Annotated in this window: 23 protein-coding genes; 14 read left to right on the forward strand and 9 right to left on the reverse strand. The window is 69.7% G+C overall.

Annotation, left to right across the window (positions count from 1 at the left end):
• Window positions 1-67: 67 nt before the first annotated feature.
• On the reverse strand, window positions 68-1,465 hold the full coding sequence (locus tag BAU06_RS04570; protein ID WP_066344900.1) for a M20 family metallopeptidase: 1,398 nt from the start codon (window positions 1,463-1,465) through the stop codon (window positions 68-70).
• 80 nt (window positions 1,466-1,545) lie between these two features.
• Window positions 1,546-1,899 (reverse strand): DUF1428 domain-containing protein, encoded by a 354-nt coding sequence (locus BAU06_RS04575; protein ID WP_066344902.1) that lies wholly within the window; start codon window positions 1,897-1,899, stop codon window positions 1,546-1,548.
• A 620-nt stretch (window positions 1,900-2,519) separates the two neighbouring features.
• On the opposite strand from BAU06_RS04575, the gene BAU06_RS26820 reads away from it, so the two are divergent.
• The 4 genes from BAU06_RS26820 (at window position 2,520) to BAU06_RS04600 (ending at window position 7,564) form a co-directional block, all read left to right on the forward strand.
• Window positions 2,520-3,521: a hypothetical protein gene (locus tag BAU06_RS26820; RefSeq protein ID WP_066344906.1), complete on the forward strand. Its 1,002-nt coding sequence runs from the start codon at window positions 2,520-2,522 to the stop codon at window positions 3,519-3,521.
• A 30-nt stretch (window positions 3,522-3,551) separates the two neighbouring features.
• A complete protein-coding gene (locus BAU06_RS04590) occupies window positions 3,552-4,850 on the forward strand; it encodes a hypothetical protein (RefSeq protein ID WP_066344908.1) in 1,299 nt (432 codons plus the stop codon).
• Between the two features lie 61 nt (window positions 4,851-4,911).
• Window positions 4,912-6,291, forward strand: a complete 1,380-nt coding sequence (locus tag BAU06_RS04595; RefSeq protein WP_066344910.1) for a hypothetical protein — start codon at window positions 4,912-4,914, stop codon at window positions 6,289-6,291.
• A 55-nt stretch (window positions 6,292-6,346) separates the two neighbouring features.
• Window positions 6,347-7,564, forward strand: coding sequence for an aminotransferase class V-fold PLP-dependent enzyme (locus BAU06_RS04600; RefSeq protein WP_066344913.1), 1,218 nt, complete (start codon window positions 6,347-6,349; stop codon window positions 7,562-7,564).
• A 40-nt stretch (window positions 7,565-7,604) separates the two neighbouring features.
• Here BAU06_RS04600 and BAU06_RS04605 read toward each other — a convergent pair whose 3' ends face one another.
• Complete coding sequence (locus BAU06_RS04605; protein ID WP_066344915.1) at window positions 7,605-8,702, reverse strand: AraC family transcriptional regulator; 1,098 nt, start codon at window positions 8,700-8,702, stop codon at window positions 7,605-7,607.
• A 216-nt stretch (window positions 8,703-8,918) separates the two neighbouring features.
• Here BAU06_RS04605 and BAU06_RS04610 point away from each other — a divergent pair, with 216 nt between their 5' ends.
• From BAU06_RS04610 to BAU06_RS04650, 9 genes are read left to right on the forward strand one after another with little or no spacing between them, the layout of a single operon-like run.
• Complete coding sequence (locus BAU06_RS04610; protein ID WP_066358038.1) at window positions 8,919-10,070, forward strand: methyl-accepting chemotaxis protein; 1,152 nt, start codon at window positions 8,919-8,921, stop codon at window positions 10,068-10,070.
• A 41-nt stretch (window positions 10,071-10,111) separates the two neighbouring features.
• Window positions 10,112-10,480, forward strand: coding sequence for a response regulator (locus BAU06_RS04615; RefSeq protein WP_066344918.1), 369 nt, complete (start codon window positions 10,112-10,114; stop codon window positions 10,478-10,480).
• Window positions 10,481-10,511: 31 nt separating this feature from the next.
• A complete protein-coding gene (locus BAU06_RS04620; RefSeq protein WP_066344921.1) occupies window positions 10,512-10,889 on the forward strand; it encodes an STAS domain-containing protein in 378 nt (125 codons plus the stop codon).
• A gap of 22 nt (window positions 10,890-10,911) precedes the next feature.
• A complete protein-coding gene (locus BAU06_RS04625) occupies window positions 10,912-13,083 on the forward strand; it encodes a chemotaxis protein CheA (RefSeq protein ID WP_066344924.1) in 2,172 nt (723 codons plus the stop codon).
• Between the two features lie 51 nt (window positions 13,084-13,134).
• Window positions 13,135-14,811, forward strand: coding sequence for a methyl-accepting chemotaxis protein (locus BAU06_RS04630; protein WP_066344925.1), 1,677 nt, complete (start codon window positions 13,135-13,137; stop codon window positions 14,809-14,811).
• Window positions 14,812-14,821: 10 nt separating this feature from the next.
• Window positions 14,822-15,382 carry a chemotaxis protein CheW gene (locus BAU06_RS04635; RefSeq protein WP_066344927.1) on the forward strand — a complete coding sequence of 187 codons (561 nt, stop codon included), beginning with the start codon at window positions 14,822-14,824 and terminating at the stop codon, window positions 15,380-15,382.
• Window positions 15,379-16,665, forward strand: coding sequence for an EAL domain-containing response regulator (locus BAU06_RS04640; protein ID WP_066344929.1), 1,287 nt, complete (start codon window positions 15,379-15,381; stop codon window positions 16,663-16,665). Before BAU06_RS04635 ends, BAU06_RS04640 begins: the two co-directional genes overlap by 4 nt.
• A gap of 24 nt (window positions 16,666-16,689) precedes the next feature.
• Window positions 16,690-17,520 (forward strand): CheR family methyltransferase, encoded by an 831-nt coding sequence (locus BAU06_RS04645; RefSeq protein ID WP_066344931.1) that lies wholly within the window; start codon window positions 16,690-16,692, stop codon window positions 17,518-17,520.
• A 31-nt stretch (window positions 17,521-17,551) separates the two neighbouring features.
• Window positions 17,552-18,631: a protein-glutamate methylesterase/protein-glutamine glutaminase gene (locus BAU06_RS04650; protein WP_066344933.1), complete on the forward strand. Its 1,080-nt coding sequence runs from the start codon at window positions 17,552-17,554 to the stop codon at window positions 18,629-18,631.
• A gap of 49 nt (window positions 18,632-18,680) precedes the next feature.
• On the opposite strand, the gene BAU06_RS26985 is transcribed toward BAU06_RS04650, so the two are convergent.
• From BAU06_RS26985 to BAU06_RS04665, 3 genes are all read right to left on the reverse strand, one after another.
• Entirely contained in the window at window positions 18,681-20,114 is a 1,434-nt protein-coding gene (locus BAU06_RS26985; protein WP_082993527.1) for a dipeptidase, read from the reverse strand.
• A gap of 102 nt (window positions 20,115-20,216) precedes the next feature.
• Window positions 20,217-21,194 (reverse strand): Bug family tripartite tricarboxylate transporter substrate binding protein, encoded by a 978-nt coding sequence (locus BAU06_RS04660; protein ID WP_066344934.1) that lies wholly within the window; start codon window positions 21,192-21,194, stop codon window positions 20,217-20,219.
• Between the two features lie 139 nt (window positions 21,195-21,333).
• The gene (locus tag BAU06_RS04665) at window positions 21,334-22,410 is read right to left on the reverse strand and encodes a permease (protein ID WP_066358056.1); all 1,077 of its coding nucleotides are present in this window, start codon (window positions 22,408-22,410) and stop codon (window positions 21,334-21,336) included.
• 156 nt (window positions 22,411-22,566) lie between these two features.
• Between BAU06_RS04665 and BAU06_RS04670 the strand changes: the two genes are divergently transcribed.
• A complete protein-coding gene (locus BAU06_RS04670; protein ID WP_066344935.1) occupies window positions 22,567-22,968 on the forward strand; it encodes a hypothetical protein in 402 nt (133 codons plus the stop codon).
• On the opposite strand, the gene BAU06_RS04675 is transcribed toward BAU06_RS04670, so the two are convergent.
• The 3 genes from BAU06_RS04675 to BAU06_RS04685 form a co-directional block, all read right to left on the reverse strand.
• On the reverse strand, window positions 22,942-23,622 hold the full coding sequence (locus tag BAU06_RS04675; protein ID WP_066344936.1) for a YrbL family protein: 681 nt from the start codon (window positions 23,620-23,622) through the stop codon (window positions 22,942-22,944). The two genes, BAU06_RS04670 and BAU06_RS04675, sit on opposite strands and share 27 nt — an antisense overlap.
• 106 nt (window positions 23,623-23,728) lie before the next feature.
• Window positions 23,729-25,105: a DUF763 domain-containing protein gene (locus BAU06_RS04680; RefSeq protein WP_066344942.1), complete on the reverse strand. Its 1,377-nt coding sequence runs from the start codon at window positions 25,103-25,105 to the stop codon at window positions 23,729-23,731.
• A 13-nt stretch (window positions 25,106-25,118) separates the two neighbouring features.
• The gene (locus tag BAU06_RS04685) at window positions 25,119-25,871 is read right to left on the reverse strand and encodes a YoaK family protein (RefSeq protein WP_066358062.1); all 753 of its coding nucleotides are present in this window, start codon (window positions 25,869-25,871) and stop codon (window positions 25,119-25,121) included.
• Window positions 25,872-25,900 lie beyond the last annotated feature (29 nt).

Raw genomic sequence — 25,900 nt, forward strand, 5'->3', positions numbered from 1 at the left:
CCCGGGCCTGGCCGGGGCCGCTGGCGCGGGCCGCCCTGGCGGCCGGCGTCCTGCCGGGATGCGCGGGTCAAGCGCGCTGCAAGGCGGGGGTATCGCCGGCGCCCAGGTCCCAATAAAGCCCGGTCATCAGGTTCAGGCCTTCGCGCAGGAGCTCGGGCGGCAGGTGTTCGTTGGGCGCGTGCTGCGAACACGAGGGGTAGGAGTGCGGGACCCAGATGGTACGCAGCCCCAGGACTTCGGTGAAGATATCGTTGGGTAGCGAGCCGCCCAGGTTGGGCAGGATGGCCGGCTTCTTGCCGCTGGTCCGCGCCAGCGATTCCACCGCCCACTTGACCCAGGGATCGTCGGGATCCAGGCGCGTGGCCTTGAACATCGTCTCGCGCGTCAGTGTCAGTTGCACCATGGGGAAACCGTGGCGATCCAGGTGCCTGCGCAGCGCGGGCAGCAGGTCGTCGGTATCCACGCCCACCACGAAGCGCAGCTGGCAACGCGCCCAGGCGCGCGGCGGAATGGCATTCACCGGCGTTTCGGGGTTGCCCGTCTTGAAGGCCAGCACCTCGAAAGAACACCAGCCATAGACCTGCTCGGCCGGCGTCAGGCCGGGCTCGCCCCAGCCGGGGTCGATTTCGGGGCCGTCCGCGCCGCCGTCGACTTCGCAATCGGCCAGCACGCGGCGCACGGAGGCCGGCAATTCCTTCGGCACCCAGGCGGGGATGCGGATCTGCCCGGTGGGCGAGACGATGCTGGCGATGGCGTGCGCCAGCTGGATGCCGGGGTTGGACAGCAGCCCGCCCCAATTGCCCGAGTGATGGCCGCCTTCGCGGGCCTCGATGGTCATATCGAAGTTGAGCCCGCCGCGCGCGCCCAGGAATACCGTCGGCCGTTCCGCGCGCAGCCGCGGACCGTCGGATGCGATGAGCAGATCGGCGGCGAACAGCTCGCGGTGCGCCTCGCAGACCTCGCGCAGCCCCGGCGAGCCGGTTTCCTCGCCCATCTCGACCAGATACTTGGCGTTGAAGCCCAGCTTGCCGCGGGTTTCCAGCACGCTGCGCAGGGCTTCCATATTGACGGTGTGCTGGCCCTTGTTGTCGGCGATGCCGCGGCCGTACCAGCGGCCCTGCGATTCCGTCAGCTTCCAGGGCGACAGGCCCTGTTGCCATTCGGCGTCCAGGCCGCGGATGACATCGCCATGGCCGTAGCCCAATACCGTGGGCAAGGCGGGGTCCTCGATCCGTTCCGCGTAGAGGAATGGCGCCCGCGCCTTGGGATGGGTCAGCGTACGGCAGGCGAAGCCCATGGATTCGAAGGCCGGCTGCAGTTCGGTGTGCAAATAGGCCGCCAGGTCCGCGGCCCGGTCCGGGTTCTGGCTTTCCGTCGGCATAGCGATGCGGCGGGCCAGCGCCGCCTGGAAGGCGCCGGATGTAAAGCTGGCATCGGCATGGGCGATCGCCGCGGCACGGTTCATGGTTTCCCCTGCTGTACGTGGGCAAAGTGCCTGTATACCAGAGTGCCGCGCCGCGCGCGATAGTCGTAAGCCTCTATGTCCTAGAGCTCCAGGACCGTGGTGAAACCGCCGTAGATCATGCGTTTTCCGTCGAAAGGCATGGGGTTGTCGTCCGGACGCAGGCGCGGATCCTCCATGGCCGCCTTCATGCCTTTCTGTTCCGCTTCCCGCGATGGCCAGGCGATCCAGGCAAAGACGATGGCCTCGCCTTCCTTGCGCTGCACCGCCATGGGGAAGGAGGTGATCTTGCCATCGGGGACGTCGTCTTCCCAGCACTCCACGACGCTCAGCGCGCCGTGTTCCTTGAACACCTCGGCGGCGACGCGGGCATGCCGGATATAGGCCTCGCGGTTTTCGATGGGCACGGCGGCCACGAATCCGTCTACGTAAGTCATGGGTCATTCCTCCTGTTGTGAGGGGACGGATCGCTGCGCGAGCCGGCAGGAGCGTCCCAACGGTACGACGAACGGCGCGCAATGGAATCGACATGGAATTGCGGTTTCGCGCGTTCCCGGCCGGGCGCCATGCCGGTCCAGGTCAGGAACCGTCGGCGGCGATCGCGTACGTAAGCGCTTCGATGGCCGACCGGGGCGCCGCGTCCCGGCCGTGCCGGTCAGGATACAACCGGAGACGCCGCATGCATCCCACTTCATACGTCTTCAACCCGTTGCCGGACATCGTCCCCGCAGCGGGCGATGGCAACGCTTCCCCGTCCTCGCCGTTTACCGCGGCCAGCGGGCAGGGGCGGGCCGCGTCCGCGCGCGGCTGGCCCGGGGAACCCCTGTCGCCGCCGCCCGGCCTGATCGGCGCGGGGGCGTCCAGGGGCGGCCGCGCGTCCGCGGACGTCCCGGCGGCCATGGAGTGGGCGGAATCGCCGGCCAGCCGGCCGGCATCGGCGTCCGCGGCGTCTTCGGCGGCATCGGCGTCTGCGGCATCCGCACCTTCCCCGATTTCAGCAACATCGGCGACCGCCGCCGCTTCAAGCGCTTCCGCAACATCCGCGAGCGCCGCGCCCTTGCCCGCCTTCGCGCCGGCGGATTCCGACTACCAGCGATTCGGGGGCGTCATCCACCACGCGTTTCCCATGGGCCGGGCGCCCTACGAGGACATGAACGGGCAGGTGCAAAAACCGACCGGCCGCACCCGCGACACGGAAACCGTCTGGACCTCGGCGCAGATCCTGATCGCGGCACAGCGGGCGCCGATTCCCCCGGCCGGCGATCTTCCTCTCGCGGCCCATTTCGAGCTGCGCGTGGAGGTGGGCAACCCGCTTTTCCCGGTCATGCCCGTCGATGCCGCGCTACGGTTCGAACAGCGCATCAAGCAGCAAGTGCTGCATGAGCTGATGGCCGTGGAAGACTCCATCACCCTGCGCAAGCTGGTGCGCGTGGCCGTAAACAAAGGCCGCCTGCCCATGGAGGGCGACGGCCGCTGGGTGCTGAAAATCGTCCAGCCCTTGGGCTACGACGTCAACCCCAACGGCTACGCCGCGCCCGGGAACGGCAGGCTGGCGATGTATGCCGCGCCTTTCCACCCCGACCCCGCGGGCCGCGTGCTGACGCTGCCGGCCTCGGTCGACGATCCGATCGGCGGACGCTACTACCTGATGAAGGACGGGACGCTGCAGCCGATGCGCGCGCGGCACTGCATCCTGCGCGCCCTGGTGTGCGCCTTGACGGGCGCGCGGCCCACCGCCTGCCAGCCCTGGCTCATGCCGGGCGGCGGCATTGACGCGGCCCGCATCGTGGAACGCGGCGTGGGGGAACGCGGCGCCGTCGATTGCCTCGCGCAGCGGATCGCCAGCGAACTCGACGCGGATGACGGCGCCTGGCTTTCGCCGCTGCCGTTCACCGAGGAAAACCTGGCGCCGCCACGCGACGGCGCGGCGCATGCCCTGCGGTTCAACCTGAAGACCCGGCGCGCGTTCGAGGCCATCGGCGGCGTGGAGTTCGTGATGGCCTATGTGCAGGCGCAGGACGACTACCTGGATCTGCACTACCGGCACGCATCCTCTTGATCCGCTGCCCGCGAAACCCTGGAGCCCCGCATGTATCCGAGCTTTCCCACCTTGTCCGCTTTCCTGGACACCGCGTATACGCAGGGCGCCGGCCCGGCGGCGCCGGCGCGCACGCCAGCCCTGCGCCGCTTCAGTTCGCTGCCCGGACAGGGCCGCGCGCGGGACGGCCGCAACTGGAGCGTCCCGCTGCCCGTACTGCCCCGCACCTACGTGAGCGCGGTATCCCGCGGCCCCGCCCGCCGGCTCAGCATCGAGGACTGGCCGGCCTTGCCGCGCGGCACGCCTCCGGGCAAGCCGCCGGCACCGGCCGCGCGTGCCACGTGCGGCGTCGCGGATCACGATTGGTCCAACGGTACCGTACCCCCCGGCTTCAAGATGGGCTACGCCGCGTACCGGGATCTGAACGGAACGTTGCGGCATCCGCATGGGCGCGTCCGCCATACGGAATCGGTATGGGCTGCCGGCCAGGTGCTGACGGAAGCGCGATGGGCCCCCATCACGGTCCAGAGCAACCTGCCTATCGTCGCGTACTTCAACCTGCTGGTGGAGGCGGGCAACGGCCAGGCCGCCGGCCTGCCCGTGGCGCCGGCCGATCCCGCGTGGACGTATGTCCAGCAGGCAATGGTCGATACGGCGCTGGAACTGCGCCGCATGGATGCCTCGCCCACCTTGCGCCAACTGGTCCGCGTGGCGGTCGAGCAAGGCCGCCTGCCCGTCAGCGGGCCGGGTCGATGGGTGGCCAAGGTCGCGTGTCCGGCGGGCTGCGCGGACCTGGGCCGGGCCATTGGCCCGCCTGACGGTCCGCAGGCGGCGTTCAAGGACCCGTTCCTGCCCGATCACGCCTGCCGCGTCGTCACGCTGCCATTGCCGGGAAGCGAGCCGCCGGGCAACCGCTACTACCTGTCCAGGGCCGGGGAGTCCGAGGAGATCGCATTGCGCCAGATGAGCGCGCGGGCGTGCACGGTCCGTGCGCTGGTGTGCACGCTGCTCGGCGCGCGGCCGGCCGGGCCGGAGCGCTGGGTGGGCACGGATGGCCTTATCGACCCGCAGCGCGTCGTCATCTTCGGGATGGGCGAACGGGGCGCGGTGGATTACCTGGCGCAGCGCATCCTGCGCGAACTGCAGCCGGATGCGCCGGTATGGCTGTCGCCCATCCCGTTCGGTATCGACAACCTCGTCACGCCGCCCGGCAAGAAATGGCCGGAAGCGCGGCTCAACGACGCCATGCAGGCCGCGATAGCGGCCAACGGCGGGTTGCAGGCCGTGGCGCGCTACGTCGCCGCGCAGGACGAATACCTGCAGGAACATTACCCCAGCGGGTGGGCTTGAAACCCAGGCCCTGGCGGACGTTCCGCCGCGGCCCGCAGCCCGCAACTTCAGGAGTCGCCGCATGCATCCCGATCTTTCCCTACGGCCGGGCCTGTCCGCCCCGCTCGTTCCCGCGACGGGCGGTTTCGCGCCGGTCCGCGTGGATTTCCGCTGGACGCCGGGAACGGCCCGCGTGGACCTGCCGCCGCAGTGGTGCCGCATGGACACTTCCGCGCGGCTGGTCGCCATGGTGTCGTCGGACAGCCGCCGCGCGCAGGGTCCGGCGCAGCCGGCATCGCAGCCGGGGACCTCCAGCCAGGCCGCTTCCTGGCCCGTACCCGACGATCCATCGACCTCGGCGGCGGCCGCCACATCCGCCTTGTCCGCCGCCTGGGCAAGGGCACATGTCGCCGCCGACGCCGTCGCCAGGGCCGGTACGTCGGCCGCGGCATCCAGCGCCGCCACCGCCGCGGCGCCCGCGGCGGTGGCGGACGGCACCAATGCCACCGCCGAGTTCTTCCATTTTTTCCGCGCCCAGCATCCGGGCGTGCAGGCGCACATCGGCCTCGTTCCCCACGAGCTGCACATGGGAAGGGCGCCGTATATCGACCTGAGGGGCGTGGCGCGGGTGCCCGGCGGCGGGATCTCGGAAACCGAAACCGTGTGGGACAGCTGCCTGGTGCTGGCCAACATACCCAGCCAGCCCGTCCCCCCGGAACACGACCTGCCCTCGGTGCTGTATTTCGATGTGTGCCTGGCGGGGTCGCCGCCCACGTCCGGCTCCCTGGAGCCCTACGTCGCGCAGCGGCAGTCCGACCTGGCGACGGTAACGGCGCTGATGTCGGCGCTGGACAAATCCCCGTCTTTCCGCAAGCTGATCCATCATGCCATCGCGCAGCGCAACCTGCCCTTGGCCGCGCCCGAGCGTTGGTCCATCGTCCTGCTGTCGCCGATCGCCGAGCGCGACGGCCTGCCGCTGTACGAGGCGATCGGCATTCGCCGCACCACGCGGGTGATGACGCTGCCGCTGCGCGACGCGCGTCCCCTGGGCAACCATTTCTATGTTTTCAAGGGGGGCGGCCTGATGCCCATGAACCCCGTCTGCTATGCCGTGCGGGCGATGGTCGCCGCACTGACGGGGGCCAATCCGCTGAACCCCGCGCCCTGGATGGGCGCCGACGGCCGCATCGACCCGCAATGCGTGGTGGCGCTGGGCGCCGGCGAACGCGGCGCGGTGGATTACCTGTCGCAGCGCATCCTGGCCGAGCTGGGCCTGGACTACCAATGGATATCGCCGCTGGCGTTCGCGGAAGGCGTGCTGGCCACGCCGCCCGGCGACACACCGCCGGTCTGGCGTCTGACCGACATCCTGCGGCAGGCCTTCGACGCGATAGGCGGCGTGGGCGCGGTGGAACAGTACGTCGCGTGGCAGGACACCTATCTGCGGCAGCAGTATCCATGAGCTAGGATAGCGGGCTACGCCGCCCGCGCGGCATTCCCTTCCGGAGCCCGACACCATGAGCGCAACGCCCCCTCCCGCGATCCTGGACGATGCCGCCGTCGACGTGCTGCGCGCCCGTACGCCCGGCGTGCGCACCACCGTCCACTTCAATCATGCGGGGGCCTCGCTGCCTTCCGCCGGCACGCTGGAAGCCATGCGCGCGCAGATGTGGCGCGAGGCCGAAATGGGGCCGATCGAGGCCGGCGCGGCGGCGCGCGACCAGGCCGAACAGGCCCGCGTGCTGGGCGCGGCATTGCTGAATGCCCGCCCCGGGGAAATCGCGATCACCGCCGGGAATTCCGTGGGATGGGCCGGGGCCTTCGCCGCGCTGGGCAACTGGCGGCCGGGCGACCGCATCCTGGTGGCGCGCCAGGAATGGGGCGGCAATATCGCGGCCATGCACCTGGCCGCCGTGCGCGCCGGCGCGCGTATCGAAACCATCCCCTGCGACGACAGCGGCATGGCCGATCCGCGGGCGCTGGAAGCCATGATGGACGACCGCGTGCGCCTGGTGTCGGTGACCTGGCTGCCGGCCAACGGCGGCCTGATCAATCCGGTTGCCGCCATCGGCGCCGTGGCGCGCCGGCACGGCGTTCCTTATTTCGTCGATGCGGCCCAGGCCGTGGGGCAGCTGCCCATCGACGTCCAGGCCATCGGCTGCGATGTGCTGGCGGGCGTCGGCCGCAAGGCCTTGCGCGGCCCGCGCCAGACTGGCCTGCTGTATGTCCGCCAGGATTTCCTGCCGCGCCTGACGCCGGCGCTGGTGGACACCAGTTCCGCGCCGCTGGATGGCCAGGGCCTGCCGGTGCTGCGCGAGGACGCCGAGCGCTTCGAGCCCTCCGAACGGTCGTACGTCCTGCGCTGCGGCCTGGCCAATGCGCTGCGCGAGGCCCTGGATATCGGCATCCCCGCCATACGCGCGCGCATCGATCGCAACGCCGGGGCATTGCGCGCGCTGCTGGCGGACATCCCCGGCGTGGCGGTGCTGGACCAGGGACGCGAGCGGTCGGGGCTGGTGTCGTTCGCCGTGGCGGGCATGGAGGCGTCCGCGCTGGCGCGCGCGCTGGCTGCGCAGGGCATCTCGATCGGCGCCAACGGACCGGCCTATACGCCCCTGGACATGCGCGCGCGCGGATTGGCGGAGATTGCCCGCGCCTCCGTGAGCTATCTGACCGCCGATGCGGAGATGGACAGGCTGGCCGAGGCAATCCGTGTCCTGGCGCGGCGAACCTAGCGGGAAGATCCCGTCCCGCTTCTTCTAGCGTTAACAGGCCCTAGGGCAGCATCCGGGCGCCCTGGCGCGTGCCCGCCTGGCCGCGAAAGGCCGTGGGGCTCACCCCGGTCCAGCGCTTGAAGGCCCGCTGCAAGCTGCGCACGTCGCTGAAGCCGCATTCCCGCGCGATCTGCTGCAAGGTGCGCGAGGAATGCGCCACCAGCGACAGGGCGCGCGTGCGGCGCTCCGCGCACAGCAGGTCGGCGTAGCTGTCGCCGCTATCCGCAAGACGGCGGCGCAAGGTGCGTTCGCTGACGTGCAGCGACGCCGCGATGGCGCAGAGCGGCGGCGGATGCGCCAGGTCCCGGCGGATGGCCTGCACCACGCAGACCCGCGTCGCCGAGTCCGCCCGCGGTTCCGCGGCGCTCGACAGGACGCGCGACACCTGGCCGAGTACGACCGCGTCCGCGGTGCGCACGGCATACGGCTCGATGGGGAAATAGATGCGGTTTTCCGTGCTGCCGAAACGCACCGGGCAGCGGAAGACGTTTTCATAGGCCGCGCCATAGGCCGGCCTTTCCATGACCAGGTCTACCCGGCTGGGATTGAAATGCGGACCGACTACCTGGCGGCCCAGTTGCGCCATCGAGGCCAGGGCCTTGTCCACCAGGAAGGTCGCGACCTCATGTTCGGCGAACGGCGCGCGCGCCACCAGCCGGAAAGCCTGCGCGGTGGCTTCCCCATGAAGGGTGGGCAGGCAGCCGGCGTGGCGCTGGTGCTCGATGGCGAAATCCAGCATCTGCCGGGACGAATCGCAGGCCATGAAGCCCAGCGTCACCAGTCCCCAGGACACGATGTTCACGCCCGCGCCCATTTCCAGGCCCAGGACGGGATTGCCCATCAGCGGCAAGGTGCGGCGTATCAATTGCACCGCCTGCAGGCCGGAGACGAAGAAGCCGTCCTGTTGCAGATCGTCCGGCGAGAATCCCAGCCCTTCGCACAGCGGCCGGGGATCCTTGCCCCGGCGCAGGACTTCCACCAGCAACTGGCGCAGCGTAACGGGACGGATATTGGCGGCCGCGGCGCCGGACAGACCGCGCCGCGGCGACGGCATGCAAGGGGTGGCCGCGGGACTCTCGGTGCTGCTGAGCATCATCATTACAACGGGATAGGGAACCCCTGGCGTTCATCAGCCGGGGCACGAGCGGCAACCATGCAATTGTTCACAGATTCAAACAAAAAGACAACATTGGCCGACATGGTGCCCTAATCTGGCCGGCCGCGTCCTTAGTGTGGAGAGGCGGCATGCCGTTGTTGGGATACAACCGCCGCCGCCGTATCGGCCCGGCGGCAATGCCACGGGATGCTCATCCACATGACTTTCGTCCTTTCTTCCTGGTCTTCCGCCGCCGCGCCACTGCTGGGCATCGCGGGCGGCGCCGCCGCGGCATTCTTCGGCGCCTATACCCCTGCCGCCCTGGCCGTGGCCGCGGCCCTGGCCGGCCTGGGTCTGGCCGCCGGCTATGCGGGGCGCCGCGGGCGCGCCGGCGACGCCATCGACATCGGCGCGCACGTCCGGGGCCTGGAGGATTTCTGCGCCGACCTGGCGCCGGTCTGGTCGCGCCAGATCGAGTCGTCCCGCGCCCAGATGGAGACGGCGGTCACGGCGCTCAGCATGCGCTTCGGCGAGATCTCCAGCCGCCTGGACCAGACCCTGCGCCTGTCGACGCGCGACAGCGGCGGCCACGGCGAGTCGGCCGCGGGCGTTTCGGCGCGCAGCGCGGAACAGCTGGATGGCGTGGTCAGCCTGCTGGGCGCCAGCATCAAGACCAAGGCCGAACTGCTGGGCAAGGTGCAGGGCCTGAAAGGATTCGTCGACGAGCTTCAAAGCATGGTGCAGGCCATCGGCCAGATCACGCAGCAGACCAATCTGCTCGCCATCAACGCGACCATCGAGGCCGCGCATGCCGGCGCCCTGGGACGCGGCTTCGCCACGGTGGCGCAGGAAGTGCGCGCCTTGTCCAAGCAGTCCGGCGAGACCGGCGCGCGCATCGCCGAGAAAATCGCCTTCATCGGCGACGCCATTGTCGCCACCTGCGCCGCCGCCGAGGAATCCACGCGCAGCGAGCAGGCCGCCATCGCCAAATCCGAGGCCACCATCCAGGAGGTCCTGGAGCGCTTCCGCGTCTTCGCCGAAGGGCTGGGCGGCACCACCGAACTGCTGCGCCAGGAAAGCCAGGGCATCCAGGAAGAGGTCAGCCAGGCTTTGGTGCAGCTGCAGTTCCAGGACCGGGTCAGCCAGGTGATGGCGCACGTGGGGGCCAATATCGAACGGCTGCCTTCGGTCATCCACGACTACGGCGTCGCCTGCGCCGAGGCGGGCGAGCTGCGGCCGCTGGACGCCGCCCCGCTGCTGGGCGAACTGGAGCGCACCTACGCGATGGCGGAAGAGCGCCAGAACCATCAATCCGGCAAGGCGGCGCCCGTTGCCGCGCCGGCCGCCTCCACCGACATCACCTTCTTCTGAATCGGGCCCCAGGGCCCGTCATATCCAAGGGAATCCTCGCCATGGCAAAGACCATACTCATCGTCGACGACTCGGCCTCGGTGCGCCAGGTGGTCGGCATCGCGCTGCGCGGCGCCGGCTACGACGTCATCGAGGGGCGCGACGGCAAGGACGCCCTGGCGAAGCTGACGGGCCAGAAAGTGCACCTGATCATCAGCGACGTGAACATGCCGGAGATGGACGGCATCGCCTTCCTGAAGGCGGTCAAGCTGCTGCCCGCCTACCGCTTCACGCCGGTGATCATGCTGACCACGGAAAGCCAGGAAGCGAAAAAACGCGAAGGACAACAGGCCGGGGCCAAGGCATGGGTCGTCAAGCCTTTCCAGCCGGCGCAATTGCTCGGCGCGGTCGAAAAGCTGATCCTGCCTTGAAGGCGGGCCCCAAGGAATCCGGAGATCCGCCGTGACCCATGTTGATCTGCGCCTGGAAGGCGAACTGACCATCTACACCGCGCAGGACATGCGGCAGCGCTTGTCGCGGACGCTGGCTTCGCAAGACGCCGCGGGCATCGTGCGGCTGGACCTGCGCGACATCACGGAAGCCGACACCGCGGGCATACAGCTGCTGCTGGCGGCGCTCCGGCAGGCGCGCGACCAGGGACGCGAGCTGCGCCTGGCGGGCGTCTCGCGCAGCGTCGACACCGCCATTGAACTGCTGGGGCTGGAGGACGCCTTCGCCGGTGCGCGCGAGACGCCGTCCGGCTCCGGCGGAGCCGATGGCGATGCGTGCGCCGACATCCATGGCGGCGCGGACGACCGCGCCGCCACGCCCCTTGCCTGAAGGCCCGAGCCGGAGAACCGCCATGGACATGGACCAGGCATTGCAAACCTTCATCGCGGAAAGCCGCGAACTGCTGGCCGATATGGAATCGGCGCTGCTGATTGTCGAGGGCGCCGACGACCGCGGCGATGCCGTCAATGCGATCTTCCGCGCCGCGCACACCATCAAGGGATCCGCGGGGCTGTTCGGCATCGATAGCATCGTGTCGTTTACCCACCATGTCGAAAGCGTGCTGGATCGCGTGCGCGAAGGCGCCATCGCCATCGACGGCGAACTGGTGGCGCTGATGCTCGCGTGCAGCGACACCATCGGCCGGATGGTCGAACGCGTGGCCGAGGGTTGCGTGGACGACGACCCCGCCCTGGCCGCGGAGGCGGCCGTGCTGCGGGAGCGCCTGGGCGCGTATACGCGCTTGCCGGCCCGGGACGCGGACGGCGCGGCCGGGACCGGGACGGCGGGTTCGCCCGGCGGCCCGGACGCCACGGATCCTCCGGCCGACGCCGGCGCGGCCGACCACTGGCATATTTCCCTGCGCTTCCATGAAGGCGTGCTGCGCAACGGCATGGATCCGCTTTCCTTCGTGCGCTATCTGCACAAGCTGGGGCGGGTCACCGGCGTCGCCTGCCAGACGGGCCGCCTGCCGACGCTGGAAGCGATGGACCCGGAGGCCTGCTACCTGGGCCTGGAGATCGGCCTGGACAGCCCCGCCGACAAGGCCACCATCGAGAGCACCTTCGAGTTCGTCCTGGACGATTGCGATATCCGCATCATCCCGCCGCGGAGCCGGGCGGCCGACTACATGCTCATGATCGAAGAGCTGGGCGAAGAGCCGGCGATGCTGGGAGAAATGCTCGTGCGATGCGGCACGCTGACCCCGCGCGAGCTGGAGGAAGCCTTGCGCGCGCAGCGCAGCGGCGAGGCCGACGGCCCGCTGGGCCAGATCCTGGTGCGGCAGCAAACCGTGGCCGAACCGGTGGTGGACCGCGCGCTGGCCAAGCAGCGGCAGGCCAAGGACAGCAAGTCGCGGGAAAGCAAGTCCATGCGCGTCGACGCGGACAAGCTGGATCACCTGATTTCGCTGGTGGGCGAGCTGATCACCGCGTCTTCCGGTGCCAGCGTGGCGGCGGCGCGCGCCGGCAATGCCGAACTGCAGGCCTGCAACGCCCAGGTGGCCAGCCTGGTCGAGGCCGTGCGCGACAGCACGCTGCAACTGCGCATGGTGAAGATAGGCGCCACGTTCAACCGCTTCCGCCGCGTGGTGCACGATATGTCGCGCAGCCTGGGCAAGCATATCGAGCTGGAGGTGCGCGGCGAGGACACCGAGCTGGACAAGACGGTGATCGAGCGCATCGGCGATCCCCTGACCCACCTGGTGCGCAACGCCATGGACCACGGCATCGAAGCGCCGGAAACGCGCGCGTCGCTGGGCAAGCCGGCGCACGGCACCATCGTGCTGGACGCGCGCCATGAATCCGGCCACATCGTCATCGAAGTCCGCGACGATGGCGCGGGATTGAACCGGGATCGCATCGTCGCCAAGGCCATCGAGCGCGGCCTGATCGAGGACGGCCGCGGCATGCGGGACGAGGACGTATTCCGCCTGATCTTCGAACCCGGTTTCTCGACCGCGCCCGCGGTGACCGACCTTTCCGGCCGCGGCGTGGGCATGGACGTGGTCAAGCGCAATATCGAGGCGCTGCGCGGCAGCGTCGAAATAGCCAGCCGCGCGGGGGAGGGCAGCACGGTCGCCGTGCGCCTGCCCCTGACGCTGGCCATCATCGACGGTTTCCAGGTGGCGGTGGGGCGTTCGCTGTTCGTCCTGCCACTGGATATGGTGGACGAGTGCGTCGCCTATACGCCGGTGGAAGGCCGCGACTATACCGACCTGCGCGGCCGGGTGCTGCCCTTCATCCGCCTGCGGCGCATGTTCGACCTGCCGGGCGAGCCGGCCGCGCGCGAGAACATCGTGGTGGTGCGGCACGGCGGCGAGCGCATCGGCCTGGTGGTGGACACGCTGCTCGGCGAAACCCAGGCCGTCATCAAGCCGCTGTCCCGCCTGTTCGCCCAGGCGCGCGGCATCAGCGGCTCCAGCATCCTGGGCAGCGGCGATGTGGCATTGATACTCGACGTCCCGGCCCTGATGGCCGAGGCGCGCAATTCCGTGGCGGCGGGGCATGCCCGCCTGTCCGTTTGATGTGGCAACAGGCGCGGCGCGGGGGCCGCGTGGATCATTAGGGAGATAGGCATGTTCGGGAATATGAAGGTTGCCACGCGATTGGCATGGGGGTTCGGGATCGTGATTGCCTTGCTGGCCGCGATCTCGGTGCTGAGCATCACGCGGCTGGAGCGAATCAACGACGCGCTCACGGAAGTGGCGACGAACCGCTACCCCAAGACGGTGCAGCTGAACGATATCCTGCAGCGCTCGCTGGACGACGGACGCCAGTTGCGCGGCCTGCTGCTGGCTGTCGACGACACCGAGGTGACCCGCCTGCGCAAGCGGCTGGCCGACAATGCCGCCGCGCGCGGCCAGACCCTGGGCAAGCTGGATAAAAGCATTACCGGCGATGGTCCTCGGGCGATGCTGAAGAAGATCGAGGACGCGCGCGCGGCGCTGGAGCAGCGCATAGACGGTTTCTTCGCCCTGGCCGCGGGCGCCGACAAGTCCAATGCCATCGCCTACCTGCGCAGCGATATTGTTCCCGCCAACACGGCGGTGGAGAATGCCGTGCGGGATCTGCTGAACTACCAGGCGCACCAGATGGACGAGGCCAACACCGCGGGCGACATCATGTACGACCAGACGCGCACGCTGGTGCTGGCCATGTCCGGCGGCGCCATCGTGCTGGCCCTGCTGATCGGCGTCTTCATCACGCGCAGCCTGCTGAAGCTGCTGGGCGGCGAGCCCGCCTACGCGGCGGAAGTCCTGCAGCAGGTGGCCGGTGGCGACCTGTCGGTGGACGTCAAGACCCGCAAGGGCGACACCACCAGCATGATGGCCAGCGTCAGGAACATGGTCGGCCGGCTGGCCCAGGTGGTGTCCGAGGTCAACAGCAGCGCCGAGGCCCTGGCCGGCGCGTCGGAGGAAGTCAGCGCGACGGCGCAATCGCTCAGCCAGGCGTCCAGCGAGCAGGCGGCCGGCGTCGAGGAAACCAGCGCCTCCATCGAGCAGATGACGGCCTCGATCGCGCAGAACACCGAGAACTCCAAGGTCACCGATAGCATGGCCACCAAGGCCGCCGCCGAGGCGGCCGAAGGCGGCGAGGCGGTGACATCCACGGTGGCGGCGATGAAGCAGATCGCGCAGAAAATCGGCATCATCGACGACATCGCCTACCAGACCAACCTGCTGGCCCTGAACGCCGCCATCGAAGCGGCCCGGGCCGGCGAGCACGGCAAGGGCTTCGCCGTGGTGGCGGCGGAAGTGCGCAAGCTGGCGGAGCGCAGCCAGGTCGCGGCGCAGGAAATCGGCGACGTCGCCGGTTCCAGCGTGGACCTGGCCGAACGGGCCGGCCGCCTGCTGGAGCAAATGGTGCCCAATATCCGCAAGACCTCGGACCTGGTGCAGGAAATCACGGCGGCCTCGGAGGAGCAGTCCTCCGGCGTGGGCCAGATCAATGCCGCCGTCGGCCAATTGAGCCAGACCACGCAGCAGAACGCCTCCAGTTCCGAGGAATTGGCGGCCACGGCCGAGGAAATGAGCGCCCAGGCGGAACAGCTGCAGCAGGCCATGAGTTTCTTCAAGTTGTCCGACCGCGTGGCGCGCGCCGCCGGCGCGGCGGCCGCGGCCCGCAAGCGGCCGGTGGCGGCGCGGCGTCCGGCCGCGATGGTGGCCAAGGAAACCGCCGAGCCCGAGACCGCCGGCAAGCTGGCCTACGCGGGCGCGGAAGCGGTCGACGAATCCCAGTTCGTCCGCTATTGAGGGCAGGGCGATGAATGCGATTCTCAAGCCGGGCGGCGCGCCCATCGGGCAGGCCGAGCCTTCGCAGTACCTGACCTTCATGCTGGGCAAGGAGACCTTCGCCATCGGCATCCTGGCCATCAAGGAGATCATCGAATACCACGACCTGACGCTGGTGCCCATGATGCCGGCGTGCATCCGCGGCGTGATCAACCTGCGCGGCGCGGTCGTGCCGGTGATGGACCTGCAGGCGCGCTTCGGCCGCGAGCCGTCGCCCGTCACCAAGCGTACCTGCATCGTCATCGTCGAGCTGGAAACGGACGAGGCCGGACGGCAGGTAGTGGGCGTGGTGGTGGATGGCGTGAACGAGGTCCTGGAAATCGCCCCCGCCGACATCGAGCCGCCGCCTGCCTTCGGCGCGGGCTTGCGCAGCGATTTCATCGCCGGTGTCGGCAAGGTGCGCGGCCGCTTCGTGATCCTGCTCGCCGTTGGCCATGTCATGTCGCTGGAGGGCCTGGACGGCCTGCACGGTGCCGCCATCGAGGGCGCCGCGCGCACGGCCGTCCCGGCGGACGACGCGGGCATGCCATGAGCAGTCCGGACCGGCTCCCGCCCATTGCGGTCGCGCCGCACGGCGTGGCGTCGGTCCTGGTGGTCGATGACAGCGCCGTGCATCGCCTGCACGCCGCGTCGCTGTGCCGCGAGCTGGGCATCGAGACGGTACACCAGGCCTCGGGCGGGGTGGCGGCGCTGGCGCTGCTGGGACGCGTGTCGCCGCGCCCTGCCGTCATGGTGGTCGATATCGAGATGCCGGGCATGGACTGCATCGAGCTCCTGGAGCAGCTCTTGATCCGCCACATCACGCCGGACCTCGTTGTGGCCTCGGGCCGCGAAGGCGCGATGATCGACTCGGTGGTATCGGTGGCCGGCGGCATGGGTTTCCATGTGCTGGCGGGGCTGGAGAAACCCCTGACGGTGGCGGGACTGTCCGCGGCCCTGGCCCTGCGCGGCATGCACGTGCGCGGCGCGGCGCGGCATGGGGCGCCGGCGGCGGATAGCGAGGCGCCCATCCCGCCGGGCATGCTGGAAGGGGCCCTGCGGGACAGCCAGATCCACGTCCACTACCAGCCCAAGGCGGACATGCGCACGGGCCTTATCCGCGGCGTGGAGGCCCTGGCCCGCTGGACGCATCCCGAACGCGGCGATATATCGCCGGCCCGCTTCGTGCCTCTGGCCGAACAATACGGACTGATCCATCCCCTGACCTTCGTCGTCATGGAGCAGGCGCTGGCGCAGGTGTCGCGGTGGAGCCGGCGCGGCCTGCGCCTGTCGCTGGCCGTTAACCTGTCGCCGCTGCTGCTGGGCTGGCCAGGGCTGGCCGGCGGCATCCTGGAAGTGGTGGAGCGCTTCCAGGTACCGCCGGAGCAACTGGTGTTCGAGATCACCGAAAGCTCGCTGGTCGATGCCGACAGCGGCGCGCGCGGGCTGCTGGCGCGCCTGCGCCTGCGCGGCTTCGGGCTGTCCATCGACGACTACGGCACGGGGTTTTCGTCCATGCAGCAACTGACGCGGGTGCCCTTCACCGAGCTGAAGATCGACCGCAGCTTCGTGCACGGCGCCAGCGGGCGCAAGCAGCTGCGCACCATCCTGGGCGCGGCCATCGACATGGCTACGGAAATGGGCCTGGTCACCACCGCGGAAGGGATAGAAACCCTGGAGGACTGGCGCCTGGTGCAACGGCTGGGCTGTACGCTGGGGCAGGGCTACTTCATCGCCCGCGCCATGCCGGGCGAGGCCATTCCCGCGTGGCTGAAGACCCATCGGACGCGCCTGGCCCTGCTGCGCGCGCCGGCCGCCAACCCCGGCGAAGAATAACCACGCATCGTTTCAGTCTTGTCCATGCAGCCCATCAACGACCGGGAATTCGCCCAGTTCCAGCGCTTCATCTACGAAGCGGCCGGCATCACGCTGACCGATGCCAAGAAGGCGCTGGTGTCCGGCAGGCTGTCCAAGCGAGTGCAGGCGCGCGGCGCCGCCAGCTTCAGCGAGTACTTCGACCTGCTGCAAGGCGAGGGCGGCGGCGCCGAAACCCAGATCGCCATCGACCTGCTGACGACCAACGAAACCTACTTTTTCCGCGAGCCCCGGCATTTCGACGTGCTGCGTCGCCTGGCCCTGGAGACCGGCCCGGACGGCCGCCGTTCGCAGCAGCCCTTTCGCGTCTGGAGCGCGGCGAGTTCCTCCGGCGAGGAAGCCTACACCGCGGCCATGGTGCTGGCCGATTGCCTGGGCGGGACGGGCGCCGGCGCCGCGCGGCCCTTCGAGATCGTCGGTACCGACATCAGCACGCGCGTCCTGGAACGCGCCCGCACGGGGCATTATTCCGAGCAGCGGGCGCGCCAGATGCCGCCCGACTACCGCAAGCGCTATTGCCTGAAGGGCACCGGCGCCCATCACGGCACGATGCTGGTGCATCGCGAGCTGCGCGCCCACGTACGTTTCATGCACGCCAACCTGAATGCGCCGCTGCCGGACCTGGGGCGTTTCGACGTGATTTTCCTGCGCAACGTCATGATCTATTTCAACGGCGATACCAAGCGCCGCGTGGTGGAGCGCGTGCTGGGACTGCTCAAGCCCGGCGGCCATCTGTTCATCGGCCATTCCGAAAGCCTGCACGGCGTGACCGACGCGGTCGCCGCCGTCATGCCGTCCGTCTACCGCAAGCCCTGACCGCTCCCTTTCCGATCTCGCCACGTAGCCTATGCCATCCATCAAAGTCATGGTCGTCGACGATTCCGCCGTGGTGCGCCAGGTGCTGGCGGGACTGCTATCCGAGGCCCCGGGCATCGAGGTGCTGCACGCCGCCGCGGACCCGATACTGGCCGCCGAACGCATGAAGCACGCCTGGCCCGATGTCATCGTCCTGGACATCGAGATGCCGCGCATGGACGGTCTGACCTTCCTGCGCAAGATCATGCAGGAACGGCCGACGCCGGTGGTCATCTGTTCGACGCTTACCGAGAAGGGCGCCCGCATTACCGTGGAGGCCCTGGCCGCCGGCGCGGTGTCGGTCGTCACCAAGCCCAGGCTGGGATTGAAGCAGTTCCTGGCGGATAGCGCGGCGGAGCTCATCGCCACGGTGCGGGCGGCGGCCCGGGCGCGGGTGCGCCGCATGCCGCCGGGCGGCGCACCCGCGCCCGTGGTGCCCATGCCGCGGCATAGCGCCGACGCGGTCCTGCCGCCGCCGGACGCGCGTCCCGTGCTGCAGACCACCGAGCGGCTGGTCGCCATCGGTACGTCCACGGGCGGCACCCAGGCGCTGGAGGAAGTGCTGACCGCGCTGCCGCGCGTCTGTCCCGGCCTGGTCATCGTGCAGCACATGCCGGAGAAATTCACCGCCGCCTTCGCCGCGCGGCTGGACGGCATCTGCCAGATCGCCGTGCGGGAAGCGCGGAACAACGACCGCGTGGTGCCGGGCCGCGCGCTGCTCGCGCCCGGTGGCAAGCACATGCTGGTCAAGCGCAGCGGCGCGCAGTATTTCGTCGAGGTGCGCGACGGCCCGCTGGTGAATCGTCACCGGCCGTCGGTGGATGTGCTGTTCCGCTCCGTGGCCCGCCATGGGGGCGCCAACGCCGTGGGCATCATCATGACGGGCATGGGCGACGACGGCGCGGCCGGCCTGCTGGAAATGCGCCAGGCCGGCGCGCGCACCCTGGCGCAGGACGAGGACAGCTGCGTGGTTTTCGGCATGCCCAAGGAAGCCATCAAGCGCGGCGGCGTGGAACGCAGCGTGCCGCTGTCCGCCATCGCCCGCGAGATCCAGGCGGTGGCGCCCCGATGATGGACCGGGCGGTATCGCCATGCGGGCGCCGGTACGGGCGGCGGCCGCTTCATGCCGGGGCCAGCGATGCCGCCCATACGCGCGCGTAGTTGCCGCCCAATATCATGCCGGCCTCCTCGCGGGTGAACCCGGCGTCGCGCAGCGCCTGCGCCAGCAGCGGCAGCTTGCGGTAGCTGTCCAGGACGGATGGGCCCACCAGGCCCAGCATGTCGCTGCCCACGCCCACGTGGCGCACGCCGACCGCATCCGCCATGGCGCGTATGCCGCCCGCCATCGCGGCCAGGGTGGGGAAGGTGGCGGCGACCGGCCAGATTCCGATGACGCCGTCCGTGCCGGCCACGAGCCGCGCGTGCTCGGGCGTGATCGCGCGGCTGTAGCGCGATGGCCGCGCGCCGAGCGCGGTGTGCGAAAGCACCAGCGGGCGCGCCGTCACGGCCGCGGCGCGCCGCACCAGGTCCGGCGTGCCATGGGCCACGTCCACAACGATGCCCAGCCGGTTGCAGCGGCGGATGACTTCCGCGCCGAAATCCGTCAGGCCGCGGTGCACGGGCGGCGCCGTCTGGATGTCGCCCAATTCATTGACCCGGTAATGTGTCAGCTGCAGGTGGCGCAGGCCATGGCGGCGCCACGCGTCGTCCAGGCGGTCCGTATCGCCTTCCAGGAAGTCCGCGCCCTCGGCCGCGACGACCACGGCGCCGCCCGTGGCGCGCGCCCTTGCCAGTTCCCCCGCATCCAGGATGGGCCGCAGTCCCTCCCGCGCCATCAGGGCATGCAGGCGCTGGAAGGCGGCCTCGCCGCGCGCGGCCATCTCGCCCGGCTCGGGATCGCGGTAGGCGACGATGCGGCGGCGGCCGGACGCGGTCTGGACAATGCGATCGACGCTGGAGTCGCTGACGACGGCCATGCAGACGACGTCCATGCCGCCCGCCCGCATGGGGGCGGCGACGGGCGTGAAAGCGGGCGGCACGGCCGCGCGCCCCAGGTTGATGTGGCCGGCATGGCTGTGTATGTCCACGGTGACCTGGGCGCGCATCCAGGCCAGCGTGTCCGGTTGGATGGATGCGGCGTCCTTCCCCACGTCCGCCACGGGCGCCGCGCAGGCCGCCAGCCCCGACAGGGCGCCCAAGGCCAGCAGGCGGCGGCGATTCAGGCTCGCCGCTTCCCAGGGGTCGCGGATGGGGGTCACGGTCGCGCCGCGGATACGGTAGCGCCAGCCGGCGGGATCGCCGGTAAGCGGCTCCCAGAGGCCTTCGACGCGCACCGGTCCACCTGGCGCGGCGACTTCCGCGCGGGCATGCACTTCCACCGCCATTGCCGCGTGCAGGCCCGCATGGGCCCCGCAGCAGGGGTTGTCCTCGACCAGCACCAGGGTGTCCGAGGGCTGTCCTGGCGTCGGGAACACCGGGTGGCCGGCAAGCACCACCCGCGTTCCCGGGGCGACGTCGCGCGCGGCGGAATAGATCTCGGGCCATCGCAAGCGCATGGCGCCTCCTGGAGCGATCGTGGATTGCGCGCCATGATGCGCCTCCAGGCTGTCGATGCGCTGACTTGCCGCCGAAACGCCGGCGCCGGCGATGGCGCCCGCCTACTCGACGGAGATATTCCGGTCGCGCGCCACCTGCTTCCAGGTGGCGGCATCGCGCTTGACCAGGTCGGCGAACTGCGCCACGGACAGCTCCGAGGGCACGGCGCTTTCGGCGGCGAACATGTCGCGCATCCTGGGTTCGGCCACCACGGCGCGGATCTCGCTGTTCAGCTTTTGCACCATGGCCTGGGGCAGGCCGGCGGGGCCGAGCACGCCCCACCAGAGCTGCACGGCGTAGCCCGGCACCGTATCGCTGGCGGCGGGCAGGTCGGGGTAGAACGGCGAGCGCTGCGGCGAGGTCACGGCCAGTACCCGCACGCGGTCGCTTTTCAGCATGGCGGATATCGATGCGAAGCTGGCGACGATCATGTCCACCCGTTCGGCGGCCAGGTCGTTCATCGCCGGCGACATGCCCTTGTAGGGGACGTGCATGAAAGAGACCTTGGCCATGCCGGCCAGGATTTCGCTGGCCATCTGGTTGACCGAGCCGATGCCGGCGCTGCCGTAGCTCAGCTTGCCGGGCTGGGCGCGCGCGGCGTCCAGCAGGCTGGCCAGGCTGTCGTACTTCGACGCCTTGCCCACCGTGATGGCCATGGGGCTGGAGGCCAGCATGGCGATGGGGCTGAAATCCTTGACCACGTCGTACTGCAGCTTGGGCTGCACCGCGGCATTGGTGGTGAAGGTGGACGAGCTGAGCATCAGCACCGATCCATCCTTGGGCGCGCGCGCCACATAATCCGCGCCGATGGACCCGCCCGCGCCCGGGCGGTTCTCCACGATGACGGAGTTATGCAGACGCGCCGACAGCCGTTCCGCCAGCACGCGCGCGAATACGTCGTTGCTGCCACCCGGGGGGAATGGCACGACCATGGTCATGACCTTGGGAAAGGCCGGCTCCGCCTGGGCATGGGCGACCAGGGGGGAAGCGGCCAGCAGGCCGCACGCCAGCATTCCAGCCAGCAACGCTTTGCGGTTCATGGGCGAGTCTCCGTAGTATGCGGGCCGTCATGGCGGCGCCGTCGGGGGATGTGCCATCGATACTAGGGCCTGGGCCCTTCGATGGCAATCCGCGGTCGCGCCGGAGAGGCCCGCGCAAACGGTCGAAGCCCGGACTCCGCTAGAACCCCAGGGCGATCGCCAACCCGCCGGCCGCCAGGCCCGTGACGACCACGCCGGCGAACACCGTGGCCAGTTCCACGGGGCGGAAGGACCGGGCCAGCATCGCCAGCGAGGGCAGGCTGATGGGCGGCAGGGTCATGATGAGCGCCGCGGCCGGCCCCGCGGCCATGCCCAGCGACAGCATGGCCTGGACAATGGGCACTTCGCCCGCGGTGGGGATGACGAACAGCGCGCCGGCCACCGCCAGGCCGGCGATCCACCACAGGTGGTTGTCGACGTCGGCGCCGATGTGCGGAAACAGCCAGGCGCGCGCCGCGCCCAGCGCGAGAACCAGCACGATGTACTCGGGCACCAGCCGCAGCGTCATGCGCGCGAAAATCGCCGCCCAGCGCTTGAAGGGATGCATCGCGTCGCCGGCGTCCGGGGATTGCGCATGCAAGGCCTGCACGGGTCCGGTGTCCACCATGCGTCCCGACGCGGCGCTCATGCGGTTCAGCAGCCATCCCAGTCCGAACACCATGACGACGCCCAGGGCCAGCCGCAGCGCCGACCATTGCCAGCCCAGCACGAAGCCCATGAACACCAGCGTGGCGGGATTGAGCACCGAATTCCCCAGCCAGAAGGCCACCGCGCTGCCCGGCGCCGCCTGGCATTTGCGCAGGCCGGCCACCACGGGGGCGGCGCAACAGGTGCACATCATGCCCGGCAGCGACAGCAGGCCGCCGGCCACGACGCTGCCCAGTCCGGTGCCGCCCAGCGCGCCGGCGATCCAGCGGCCCGGCAGCAGCGCCTGGACCGCGGAGCCCAGCAGCAGGCCCAGCACCATGGCTTGCCAGATCGCCTTGCCGTAGGCCAGCGCGTAGCCGACCGCGGCGTCCAGCGAAGGCGGCGGCGCGCTGTCGGCGGTGCCCATCAAAATGGAGGTGCCGATGGAGTGGCTGTCCGCCGCGGCCCAGGCGCGGTGGTAATAGGGAAACCACTTCACGTAGAACAGGCCCACCACGGCGATCGCCAGGAAAACGGCAAGGCCCAGGACGGGGTTGAAGGAGCGTCGTGCGTCGAGCGCGGTTTTCATGATGGCGGTGTCGGTGGAATCGTAGGCGGCGGCGTCTCGCGATGCGGTGGCGCCGCCCATGGGCAAGGCGGGCGCCATTTTACGGCGGCGGCGCGCGGCGCGCCGGGGACGGATGCAAACGATTTATCATGTCGTCGCCAAGACCCGTTGCCCGTCATGAATCTGCCGTTTCCCATCCGCGAAGAATGCCCGCCCGGCGCTTGTGTGTGCGAGCGCGAGCGCCTGCTGTGCGATCCGCACGGCGACCTGCGCGTGCTGCAGCTGACCAAGCAGGAAGAAAAGCGTCTCATCGCGCGGATCGAGGCCGTGCGCGATCTTGCCGACCTGCGCCATGTGGAAGGCCGCATCCATGCGCAGCTGGGCATCCGGCTGCATATCTCTCCCGGTCCCAACGAAGTGCGGACCGTGCGGGGCTTCGACATCCATCTGGAAGATTGCCCCGGCCTGTGCCGCCTGACGCGGAAAAGCATACCGGCGGCCGTGCGCCGCTGCCTGGATGCGCGGCCCGATATCGCGTACGAAATCCTTAACTCACACGACCTGCTGCGCGACGCCTGAGGGCCGCTTGGGCACCCATAGCTTGCTGGAGCGGTCCCGCAGCAGGCGCAGGAATTTGTCGCGGAACACGGCGGCCTTCTGGCGCGCGGTCATGCGTTCCAGCGGCTCGAACGCGCAGCGCGCCCAATACTTCAGGTCCAGGTTGCGCGTGCCCAGTCCATCGACGAAGACCAGGCAGGGCCGCCCGGTCGCGGGCGAACTGCGCACCATGACGTTGTGAATGCCGGGGTCGGCCAACATGACGCCGTTGCGCGCCAGCCATTCACAGGCCTCGTGCACCATGGCTTCGGCTTGCGCTTCGCCTACCATGCCGCTGCGCAAGGCCTGCGGCAAGGTCGGACAGGTCGTGCCGTCCGGTTGCCGGACCAGATCGACGACCAGGCCCGGACCGCGGTCGGTCGGCACCATGCCGTACACGCGGGGCACGTGGGGGCTGGATATGTTGCGGCGCTGCAGGTGGGCGCCGTAGTGCAGGTCGATATCGTTCTGGGCGCGCCCATGATTCGGCTGGGCCACCTTGACGCACAGCGTGTCGTCCAGCGGGTGGCGCCAGACGTCGCGATCGTGCCCGGCGCCGATCTTTACCGATAGAACCAGTTCTACATCGCGTGTGGAGGCAAGCTCCGGCGCGATGTCCAGCGGTAGGGTGCTCATGCTGCGTTGTTGTCATCGTTTTGTCATGTAGGAGGATTCTGAAATGCCTCCGCCGATGTGACAACAATTTGCAGTTCTCATCGTCGCGTGACGGCAACGAAATTGTTCAGCAGTCTGTCAGAAATGCCGCGCCGCCGCCGGGATCGCCGCGACCGGTGTCCGGTTTCCCGGTATCTGTGACATGCGCCCGGGTCTCCAGGCCGAAGACGCTGCGGCCGCCGTAGTCGGGCGAATCGCGCCGTTCCGCTTCGACCAGATCCGCCAGCGCCGGCCCCCGCGCGTCGCGTTCCAGGCGGCGCGCCTGGCGGTCCAGGCGCTTCAGGGCATCCAGTTTTTCCTCGTTGCCCAGCCTGGCCTGGCTGACCGCCGTTTTCATCACGTCTATCGTGCGGTCATAGACATCCACGGGAACCGGGTAGGGATGCCGGTCCTTGCCGCCGTGCGCCATCGAAAACCGCGCCGGATCGCTGAAGCGGCAGGGCGCGCCATGGACGACTTCCGCCACCAGCGCGAGCGAACGCACGGTGCGCGCGCCCACGCCGGGCACCATCAGCAGGTCCGCGAAGTCCTTGGGGCCGCATTCGGCGGCCGCCGCCAGGGCGCCGTGCAGGCGGCGCAGATTCACGTCCTTCGGCCGCACGTCGTGATGCGCCGGCATGGCCAGGTGGGGCAGGTCCAGCGCCAGCTGGCCCTGCCGCGGCGCGCCCGCATCGCCGGCGGCGACGGCCGGGTGCGATGCCGCCGGCACCGCGTCGCCGCCATACAGGTCCGGCCGGGACGCGGCCAGCGCGCCTGCTTCCGCGACGATGAAGTCGGGCCCCTGTTCGCGCAGCAGGACCAGCTGTCCCTGCCGCGACGCGGCCGCCCGACGGTCCGTCAGGTTGACGATGCGCCCCTGGTTGGGGCCATCGATGGCGCGGTGCGGCGCGTCGACGAAGCTGCGCAGGTCTTCGGACAGCCAGTGGTAGCGGCGCGCCAGCCGGCTGTCGCCATTCATCCCCTGCTGCACCACGGTCCATTTGCCGTCGTCGGTGACGATGAAGCCATGCAGGTACAGGTCGAAGCCGTCCTGCACCGCCGCGCTGTCCACCTTGGCCACCAATCGGCTGGCCCGCGCCAGCGCATCGCCGTCCACGCCCACGCGCTCGCCCACCTGCAGGAGCTCCTGCGGCGTGCGGCGCGAGTGATTGCCGCGCCCGCCGCAGACATGGATGCCCAATTCGCCGGACAAGGGGCCCAGTCCGCGCTTGAGCGCGCCGATCACGCTGGTGGTGATGCCGGAGGAATGCCAATCCATGCCCATGACGGCGCCGAAGGACTGGAACCAGAAAGGATGGGCCAGGCGGCGCAGGAATTCGTCGCGGCCGTAGTGATGCACGATGGCCTGGGCGATCACCGCGCCCAGGCGCGACATGCGCGCGCCCAGCCACGCGGGCACGCGTCCGCCATGCAAGGGCAGATCCGCGCTGCCGGCTCGCCGCATGTCGCGCCGGTCCCTAGAATCGCCGGCCCAGCGCGGCCAGGTCGTCGAATACCGGAACGATGGCAAGCACGATCAGCAGCGTGGCCAGCGGCACCGTCGCGACGAAGCCCATATGCTTGAATCCCAGCGCGCCGGTCACGCCGCCCAGCAGGAACATGCCCAGCAGCGATGCCAGCAGCCGCAGGCGCGGCCGGTTGGCCATCACCTTGGCGTCCGGCGCGCCGCCCTGGACATTCCAGTAGAACAGCTTGCCGATCTCGATGCCGATATCGGTCGCCACGCCTGTCATGTGCGTGGTGCGTATCTCGGACTTGGAAATCTTGGTGATGATGGCGTTTTGCAAACCCATGATGAAGCACAGCAGGCCGACGGTGGCCGGCACGAAGAACATGCGATGCTCGGCGAGCTGCGTGCCCAGCAGGCCGAATACCAGCAGCAGCGCGGCCTCCAGCATCAGCGGCATGGCGTATTCGCTCTGCGCGCCGCGCCGCCGGCCCCAGTTGATCAGGATGGCCGAAACCGCGGCCCCGGTCATGAAGGCCAGCAGCGAGCACAAGCCCGCGGTGACCAGCACGGCGTTGCCCAGCACGGCGTGGTCGGCCAGCGCCGATACGATGCCGGTCATGTGAGAGGTGTACTGGCCCACCGCCAGGAAGCCGCCCGCGTTCGCGGCCCCGGCGACGAAGGCCAGGGAGCGTCCCAGCCGGCGGTTGTTCTCGGTGGTGCGTCCGGGGCTGGTCAACGCGCGAAGATAGTGCACAGGCATGGCGGGCGGTACGGGGCGATGCGCCTGGA

It is taken from the genome of Bordetella bronchialis, from assembly GCF_001676705.1.
Lineage (GTDB): Bacteria > Pseudomonadota > Gammaproteobacteria > Burkholderiales > Burkholderiaceae_B > Bordetella_C > Bordetella_C bronchialis.

Bases quoted from the DNA above. Each gene is read 5' to 3' on its own strand.
- BAU06_RS04570 (WP_066344900.1), bottom strand. From the start codon at position 1,465: ATGAACCGTGCCGCGGCGATCGCCCATGCCGATGCCAGCTTTACATCC.
- BAU06_RS04575 (WP_066344902.1), bottom strand. From the start codon at position 1,899: ATGACTTACGTAGACGGATTCGTGGCCGCCGTGCCCATCGAAAACCGC.
- BAU06_RS04590 (WP_066344908.1), top strand. From the start codon at position 3,552: ATGTATCCGAGCTTTCCCACCTTGTCCGCTTTCCTGGACACCGCGTAT.
- BAU06_RS04595 (WP_066344910.1), top strand. From the start codon at position 4,912: ATGCATCCCGATCTTTCCCTACGGCCGGGCCTGTCCGCCCCGCTCGTT.
- BAU06_RS04600 (WP_066344913.1), top strand. From the start codon at position 6,347: ATGAGCGCAACGCCCCCTCCCGCGATCCTGGACGATGCCGCCGTCGAC.
- BAU06_RS04605 (WP_066344915.1), bottom strand. From the start codon at position 8,702: ATGATGATGCTCAGCAGCACCGAGAGTCCCGCGGCCACCCCTTGCATG.
- BAU06_RS04610 (WP_066358038.1), top strand. From the start codon at position 8,919: ATGACTTTCGTCCTTTCTTCCTGGTCTTCCGCCGCCGCGCCACTGCTG.
- BAU06_RS04615 (WP_066344918.1), top strand. From the start codon at position 10,112: ATGGCAAAGACCATACTCATCGTCGACGACTCGGCCTCGGTGCGCCAG.
- BAU06_RS04625 (WP_066344924.1), top strand. From the start codon at position 10,912: ATGGACATGGACCAGGCATTGCAAACCTTCATCGCGGAAAGCCGCGAA.
- BAU06_RS04630 (WP_066344925.1), top strand. From the start codon at position 13,135: ATGTTCGGGAATATGAAGGTTGCCACGCGATTGGCATGGGGGTTCGGG.
- BAU06_RS04635 (WP_066344927.1), top strand. From the start codon at position 14,822: ATGAATGCGATTCTCAAGCCGGGCGGCGCGCCCATCGGGCAGGCCGAG.
- BAU06_RS04640 (WP_066344929.1), top strand. From the start codon at position 15,379: ATGAGCAGTCCGGACCGGCTCCCGCCCATTGCGGTCGCGCCGCACGGC.
- BAU06_RS04645 (WP_066344931.1), top strand. From the start codon at position 16,690: ATGCAGCCCATCAACGACCGGGAATTCGCCCAGTTCCAGCGCTTCATC.
- BAU06_RS04650 (WP_066344933.1), top strand. From the start codon at position 17,552: ATGCCATCCATCAAAGTCATGGTCGTCGACGATTCCGCCGTGGTGCGC.
- BAU06_RS26985 (WP_082993527.1), bottom strand. From the start codon at position 20,114: ATGCGCTTGCGATGGCCCGAGATCTATTCCGCCGCGCGCGACGTCGCC.
- BAU06_RS04660 (WP_066344934.1), bottom strand. From the start codon at position 21,194: ATGAACCGCAAAGCGTTGCTGGCTGGAATGCTGGCGTGCGGCCTGCTG.
- BAU06_RS04665 (WP_066358056.1), bottom strand. From the start codon at position 22,410: ATGAAAACCGCGCTCGACGCACGACGCTCCTTCAACCCCGTCCTGGGC.
- BAU06_RS04670 (WP_066344935.1), top strand. From the start codon at position 22,567: ATGAATCTGCCGTTTCCCATCCGCGAAGAATGCCCGCCCGGCGCTTGT.
- BAU06_RS04675 (WP_066344936.1), bottom strand. From the start codon at position 23,622: ATGAGCACCCTACCGCTGGACATCGCGCCGGAGCTTGCCTCCACACGC.
- BAU06_RS04680 (WP_066344942.1), bottom strand. From the start codon at position 25,105: ATGCGGCGAGCCGGCAGCGCGGATCTGCCCTTGCATGGCGGACGCGTG.
- BAU06_RS04685 (WP_066358062.1), bottom strand. From the start codon at position 25,871: ATGCCTGTGCACTATCTTCGCGCGTTGACCAGCCCCGGACGCACCACC.